At 61.9% G+C, this 6,515-nt stretch carries 4 protein-coding genes and 4 pseudogenes; 5 read left to right on the top strand and 3 right to left on the bottom strand.

The features are described from left to right. From OCW50_RS32675 to OCW50_RS32665, 3 genes and pseudogenes are all read left to right on the top strand, one after another. On the top strand, positions 1 to 236 hold a 236-nt coding region (locus OCW50_RS32675), incomplete at its 5' end, for an HrpF/NolX family T3SS translocon protein (protein ID WP_373371200.1). Beyond that, on the top strand, positions 233 to 781 hold the full coding sequence (locus OCW50_RS32670; protein WP_210805039.1) for a hypothetical protein: 549 nt from the start codon (positions 233 to 235) through the stop codon (positions 779 to 781). The genes OCW50_RS32675 and OCW50_RS32670, both read left to right, overlap by 4 nt. Positions 782 to 1,223: 442 nt before the next feature. Next, positions 1,224 to 1,398 (top strand): annotated as a pseudogene (locus OCW50_RS32665) (IS30 family transposase); the annotation flags it as partial. A 137-nt stretch (positions 1,399 to 1,535) separates the two neighbouring features. Here OCW50_RS32665 and OCW50_RS32660 read toward each other — a convergent pair. Together OCW50_RS32660 and OCW50_RS32655 are read right to left on the bottom strand one after the other, a co-directional pair. Further along, positions 1,536 to 3,055 (bottom strand): annotated as a pseudogene (locus OCW50_RS32660) (ISL3 family transposase). Between the two features lie 73 nt (positions 3,056 to 3,128). Continuing rightward, positions 3,129 to 3,311 carry a hypothetical protein gene (locus tag OCW50_RS32655; protein WP_205772617.1) on the bottom strand — a complete coding sequence of 61 codons (183 nt, stop codon included), beginning with the start codon at positions 3,309 to 3,311 and terminating at the stop codon, positions 3,129 to 3,131. A gap of 127 nt (positions 3,312 to 3,438) precedes the next feature. Here OCW50_RS32655 and OCW50_RS32650 point away from each other — a divergent pair. Together OCW50_RS32650 and OCW50_RS32645 are read left to right on the top strand one after the other, a co-directional pair. Beyond that, positions 3,439 to 4,116: pseudogene (locus OCW50_RS32650) on the top strand (IS110 family RNA-guided transposase); the annotation flags it as partial. A 444-nt stretch (positions 4,117 to 4,560) separates the two neighbouring features. Further along, a complete protein-coding gene (locus OCW50_RS32645) occupies positions 4,561 to 5,127 on the top strand; it encodes a TetR/AcrR family transcriptional regulator (protein WP_262266530.1) in 567 nt (188 codons plus the stop codon). Between the two features lie 988 nt (positions 5,128 to 6,115). On the opposite strand, the pseudogene OCW50_RS32640 reads toward OCW50_RS32645, so the two are convergent. Further along, positions 6,116 to 6,385 (bottom strand): annotated as a pseudogene (locus OCW50_RS32640) (DDE-type integrase/transposase/recombinase); the annotation flags it as partial. Between the last annotated feature and the right edge of the window lie 130 nt (positions 6,386 to 6,515).

Here is a 6,515-nt window from a genome sequence, read left to right as displayed (position 1 = left end):
TCGTTCCAGTGCTTGGCCAAGTGGCCGATGCCGTCTCAATGGCGCTTGCGTGTGAGGCGCAGGCAGCAAATCTTCTCCGCACTGCCATCACCGGAGGCAATATGAAGCTTGCGCTGGAAGAAGCTGGAATGAGTATCGGAGCGCAAGCGCTCAGCCTCGTCGCGGGGCCGAGGCAAAGTTGGCAATATATCTTTGATCGTATGCCAAGAGAACACTTGAGTGGGGTGATGCATTGATTAGCCTCCCTAATCGAGCGGTGATCGCCGCTTGCGGCTTCATCTCAGCTTTTGGGCTGACGGAGCCTGCTCTGGCGGATCCTTTCACCTGGGCGCCGGGTGATTACGGCACGATTGTCAATAACGTGTTGACGCGAGTCGGGACCGAGCTCCGTCTCGACCTGAAGCGGTGCGAAGATGCTCCTTCGATACGGTGCCGTTTCTCGTCTGGCTACGTCGATATCCTCGTTGAAGGCCGTGACCAATCGCGGGAGATGCAAATCGAGCGAATTATCATCGCGGCGGACATTCTGAAGAATCATCCGGCCGTTCAGCCTCATGTGATCGTCACGGATGCCTTCATCGCTCTGACTGCCACAATGATGGTCTTTGACCCTGATCTTCCCCCAGACCGACGCAGCGCAATGGTCTCGCGGCTCGTTACGGCAGTTCACGCGTCAGGTCATGGCGAGGACAGCGGCATTGCGGCCGACTACGTAGTCGACCTGCATCAAGGGGTCAGCACATGGCTCGTCATGAACGTAACTCCGAAGAGTGCTCCGTAGGAAGATGCCGGACTGGCACGATCAAGCACCATCCACAGATCGGTCTCGGGTCCTGAGAGAGGCAGGATGCAATGCGGCTAGGGGCTCATGCTGAAACTGTCCTCGAATTGCTGTATCTCAGGCTCAACCTCGGCCCAAAGCCGCTGGCCGACCACCCGGCGGGCGAAAAGATTGAGGGCGACAGCCAGATAGGGCCAGCTCTCGTTCGTCCACACGGACGAGATATGGGCCGCCCATCTCTGGTTCGGTTCCTTGGCCGAGAACTCCTGCGCAAGAAGGTTGCGTCGGACCAGGAAGGCTATGGTGGCCGCCGGTCGTGCGCCTGAACCGCTGCTTCTGCTGATCTTTCAAGCCGTTCTCCCGCATCAGCCGAGTGGTGCGGCGGCCGACCTCTAGGCCTTCGTCCTAGAGATTACGGGCCATGTGCAGACTGCCGTAGGTCCCATGGGGTTGGGGACGCAACGAGAACACTAATGGCTTGCCGCGGCAGTACTTCCCGAAGAGGTCAGTCAGATCTGTTCGCCTAGAGCCAAAGCGCCTTGGATCCGGTTGCACAGAGGCTCAATGCCCGGCCAAGAAAAACCCTTAGCTTCCAAACTCTAATTAGTCGGCCCTGAATAATGCGGTGGCACGAGGCCGGCGCTGGATTTCAGGCCACCTGCGAATTATCCGGCTGCGCGGATGAACTCATTAGGGCGGCCAGGAGCCAGGTGATCTTCCCCCGATTGTGTGGCTCTCCCGCACTTTGCGTGGATTACGCTGCCAAGAGCACCCGGCGGCGCAGGAGATCAAAGCTGGCGCGTCCATACATGGAGCGCTTCAGGAGCTTAAGGCGCGTGATCTGACCCTCAGCTTGCCCACTGCTCCACGGCTGCGTCAGTGCCGCGCGAACCGCAGCTCCGTCCTGCTCCAGGCCGGCGGCAAACGTCTCGATAGCCTGGATGCCTGATGACTGAGCTTCAGCAATCCATGTCGTCAGAGCCTTGATGGACGTCTGCTCCTTGTTACGGGACTGGCGCTCACGACAACATTGACGGATGAGGATGCAGAAGCGCTCGGCGAGCTCGGCCACAGTCGCAGCCTCGGGACATTGGCGCACTCGGGCGAGGACGGCAGCCTCCGTTGCATCAAGTGCTGTCGCAGGGCGCACAAGAAGCCATGCAAGTTGCTTGGGCGAGGGAAGCGAAGCCTCTGCCGCGGAACGTGTCGGACCGGGTGAGTGCCATTTGCGGGCTGTCGTTTTCGCCGGAGCCGTGCGACGCTCGGCCATCCAACGATAGACCTGCTTGGGGGAGCCGGCAAAGCCGAGATCCCGTAGTTCACGCCAGAGGGCAGTGGCGTTCTCGTATCCGGCGGCCAAGCGGGCATTGAGGTGGGAGAGATACGGATCAAGAATACTCGGCCCCGGTTGGCGCACGGCTCGCTCGGGAAAGCTTTCGGCCTGAGCAAACCTCCTCACCGTGCCGCGCGCCAGGCCCATCGTGTGGCTGATCGCCAACAGCTTCTCTCCACGGGCATGTCGCTGCCGGACTTCCTCATAGAGAGCCTGCCAACGAGCCCGGCTGTCAGTACTGGCGGCCTGCTCGGCCCGCGTCCGAGGGTAGGCGCGGGTTCGCCGTCCTGAGGTCCCAGGGGAGCGCTCGATGAGAGGCAGACGCCGCAACCGAGCATGGGCTCCTGCCAGCCAGCGCTCGAGCATCTGGCGGGCATTTAACAGCAGATGCCAACGATCCGCGACTTGGATGGCCTTGCAGGCCGTGGCAGCGCCGCGGGCGTATTCACTGGAGCGGTCACGGGCGATGATCCTGACATAGGGGTGCGCCGGAGCCAGGCTGAGAAGGTCGTTGCGGTTCGGTCGGGCAAAAGCTCAATCGGCTTCCGGCGCTCCAGGTCGACCAGAATGGAGCTATAGGTGCGGCCTTTCTTCATCGCCCAATCGTCAACACCGACGATGCGCGGCGGTTGGCGCGTAGGAAGTGGCTGATCCCGAACGAGGCGGAGGATGGTATCGGCGCTAGCCGGCATGGCGAGATGGACAAGGAGTCTGGCAGCAGCATCACCTCCCAACGCGATGCCGATCCGCCCCTGTGCCTTCGCCAGTCGCTGTGTGCGTCGGGCATAAGGCTTGAGAAGACGCCGGAGAGGCTCCGTAAAGGTTTGCTTCGAGCAAGTGTGATTGTGGCAGTAGAAGCGCCGCACCCGAACGCTGAGACGAACCTCACGCCCGGAGGACGGGAGGTCCGTCGGCTGCCGGACATAGATCACGCGAAACACGCATCCGGCCTGCGGCGCGTGCCGACCCGGGCGCCCGCCCGGGCGAACAGCTTCTCCTCAAGGGCGGCATCGGTCAGGTCGTCCGGCAGCGGCCAGGCCAGCCCAGCCCAGCCACCTTGGCCCGCTGGATGGCATCGCGCACGGTCGAGCGCGCCGCGCCGACGATCCGGCCGATCTCGCGGTCGCTGGTTTGGCTGGCGTGGAGCCGCAGCACTTGCCGCATCTGTCGCATGGTCATCGCTCTGTTTGCTGGCATCGCGTCCTCTCTGGTGGAAAGGTCGCAATGACCCGGTGCAGCAGGGTTCTTCAGACCGATCCCTGGACGGGATCAAATCGGAAGGAAGGACGGCTTCAACTCGGAGCGGTGGACGGATTGCGTCGGTATCATCCACCAGCGCACCCAGCTGACCAATGCGATCCGCGGCTATGCCGCCGAGTTCGGGCTGGTGGCGGCGAAGGGGCTGTGCAAGATCGAACCGCTGCTGGAGCGGATCCGGGCGGATGACACCCTGCCGGTTCTGGCGCGGGAGCTGTTTGCGATACAGGCCAAGGAATACGCTCAGCTGCAGGCCCGGCTGGAAGAGGTGGAAGACAAGCTGATGGCCTGGCATCGTGATGATGCGTGCAGCCGACGTCTGGCCCAGATCCCCGGCGTCGGGCCGATCGGGGCCGCGAGGCTGGTGATGAAGACGCCGAGCCCCGAGGCGTTCCGCTCGGCTCGCCACTTTGCCGCTTGGCTCGGCCTGACCCCGAAGGATCACTCCACCGCCGGCAAGGTCCGGCTGGGCGTGATCACCCGGGCGGGCGACGAGGCCTTGCGCAGCGTGCTGGTGGTCGGCGCCATGCTGGTGGTCGGCGCCATGGCGGTGATCCGACAGCTGCGGCGCGGCCAGTGTGCGCCTGCCTCGCCCTGGCTGGTGGAATTGCTCAAGCGCAAGCCGCCGAAGCTGGCCGCGGTGGCGCTGGCCAACAAGATCGCGCGGATCGCCTGGAAACTCATGGTGACAGGCGAGGTCTACAACGCGAAATCGGCCTCGCCCGCAGGGGTGAGCGCAGTTTAGAGATCAGCCCGACCTCGGGGGCCTCAAGTCCTCCCGGGTTGAGCTGCTGCCGGAACTTGCAAGGGAGTGAGCAGATGGTGTGATCGATCGATCCGAGATGTGAGAAACTCCGTAGATCCTATCGGCTGTGACAGGTCGCCCCCATGCTTGGAACTCACGTCGCGGAAACCATCTTGGCCGTGGTCACGTGTGACCACAACAACAGGCCGGACATATGGGCGCAAGCGATCCGATCAGAGTACTTGCCCGATGCCCTTGCGAGGAGGAAGCCGTCCACAAATAGCATCTGTAGTGCTTCTGTAATGCTAATCCCGATCTCAACATCATGAGCGAACCGCACCGAGACCCTTGGTGGCGCGGTCATGCTTTCGCCTTGACACTGGAAGGCTGAACGCCGATATGGCGAAACCACTTCTACCGGATGGGTTGAGCGCAAGGAGAGCAATGGCGGGACGTGTTCGAGGCCGTAAGAGTTCCCGCGAGAGGATTCTCGACGCGGCTGCGGAGCTGGTGAGCGAGATCGGTTCGGGACGACTGACGCTGGACACCGTGGCCGAGCGGGCCGGTCTCAGCAAGGGTGGGCTTCTCTACAACTTTCCCACCAAGGACGCGCTACTCCAAGGCATGGTCCAGCGCATCGTCGACGAGGTTGCGGCAGAGCGGGAGACACTCCGCGCTCAAGCTGAGCCCGGGCACAACTTGGAAGCCCGCCTGTGCACGGCGGCGTTGCTCAAGCTGCGTCAGGGCAGGACGAAGGAGGTCGCCAATGGCATCCTGGCCGCCTCGGCCGAGAGCCCGCACCTGCTTGATCCGGTGCGCAAGGTCATCCAGGCGACCCTGGAGGACTTGAAAGCGACATCGGACGATCTGGACGCGGCGCTTCTAGGCTGGCTGACTATTGAGGGCCTGAACAGCCTCGAGATGCATGACCTCAGCCCGTTCTCGGAGGAGGAGCATGAGCGGGTCGTCGAAGCGGTCAACCGCCTGCTCGTTAGAGGAATTGCTGAATAGAGCGCCAGGCGCAGGGCAGACGCATCGGATTGGACGCGCGACCCCCATCTTCTATGCTGCTTGAGGCGGCACGACGTGGGTAGCGAAATGCCACGCCAGACGTTGGGCCCTCCAAGAGCTGACATGCGGCCTGGAACTCACACATGAGAACGCCCTGACAGAGTTAGCCGTGCGGAGATCGCTGCCAGGGTGCTTGTGTGATGCCGGTTGCAACACCACGCCGCTACAATGAACTACGAACATCGGAAGTGCAACCGAATGCTGTGCACAAGTACGAAGCGCCCCGGCAAAAGGCTGAGCACCAGACCTTTCACCAGAGCGCATGCGATGTGTTCCGGCATCGCAGGTTCGGTGTAGAGGCGCGCACATGCGGCCGATGTGCGGCGACGCACTCCATCCGATGTCAGAGCGCTCCTTACCCCTCCTTGCAGCCAGATTGTCAGTCGGTGCGGCTGCGATCGACACCGGTGTCGCGCGAGATTTGGGAGATCACCTCTCTTCGATCATAGCGAGCAGCAGCAGGTTAGCTGCGTCTGTCTGATCTTATCCAGGCAGGCAATCTTGCATGACCAATTCACCTGGCTATCAACGTTGAGCAAATATCTTCGTGACTCTTTTACAAGGTGCTGCGACGGGCTCCTGAAGAACTTATACCGAATGCGTTTTCACCACATAAGGACATCGGGTGCTCTGCAGATAGCGTGCAGCGATCCGGCGAAATGATTTATGACTCTGTCTCGGACCCTGTGCCAGCTTGGAACATTGGCGTCGATTCCGCGGGAATAGGTCATTTGAACAGTATCGCATACTTCAGTGAGAATGGGATTACCAGCGCAGCGGGGTTAGGCGCCAGCAGGAGTTGCAGTCTTGTCCGCGTTTGTTCTCTTCAGTGGCGCTGAGAGAATTGCCTTGGTGAGGAACTCGTAGACGGCTTGTGGTCCGCACGCGTTCTTCCGAGCGGCGCAGTCTTCGAAGAATCTGACATACTGGTCGCATCCAGAGCATTGTCGTACGCATCCCCGACGCTGCCGGCCGATGGCTCAATCCCAGCCTCGGCGAGGCGCTCGGTGTCCTTCAGTGACACGTCTTGGACCCCTCTGTCGCTATGGTGGATGAGGCTGGCTCGCCAGGGCTGGCGCTCATGCAGAGCCTGCTCCAGGGCATCGAGCACGAACTCGGCCCGGGCCGTGCGCGACACCCGCCAGCCCACGATCCTGCGGGCGAAGGCGTCGATCACAAAGGCCACATAGACGAAGCCCGACTAAGGCCTGTGGGGATTTGGGATTCCCCTTTGGGCGCGAGTGTGATTCACGCTCTGGATGGACCGCTTTGTACTGACGGACGCCCAATGGGCGAAGATGGAGCCGCATTGTCTTGGCAAGCCGAGC

The organism is Microvirga sesbaniae (assembly GCF_025460805.1).
Lineage (GTDB): Bacteria > Pseudomonadota > Alphaproteobacteria > Rhizobiales > Beijerinckiaceae > Microvirga > Microvirga sesbaniae.
The sequence above is the reverse complement of the archived record's forward strand: the minus strand, read 5'-3'. Positions and strand labels throughout refer to the sequence as shown.

What these genes read in the sequence shown, in the direction of transcription:
- OCW50_RS32655 (WP_205772617.1), bottom strand. Translation starts at nt 3,311, where the DNA reads ATGCCAGCAAACAGAGCGATGACCATGCGACAGATGCGGCAAGTGCTG.
- OCW50_RS32645 (WP_262266530.1), top strand. Translation starts at nt 4,561, where the DNA reads ATGGCGGGACGTGTTCGAGGCCGTAAGAGTTCCCGCGAGAGGATTCTC.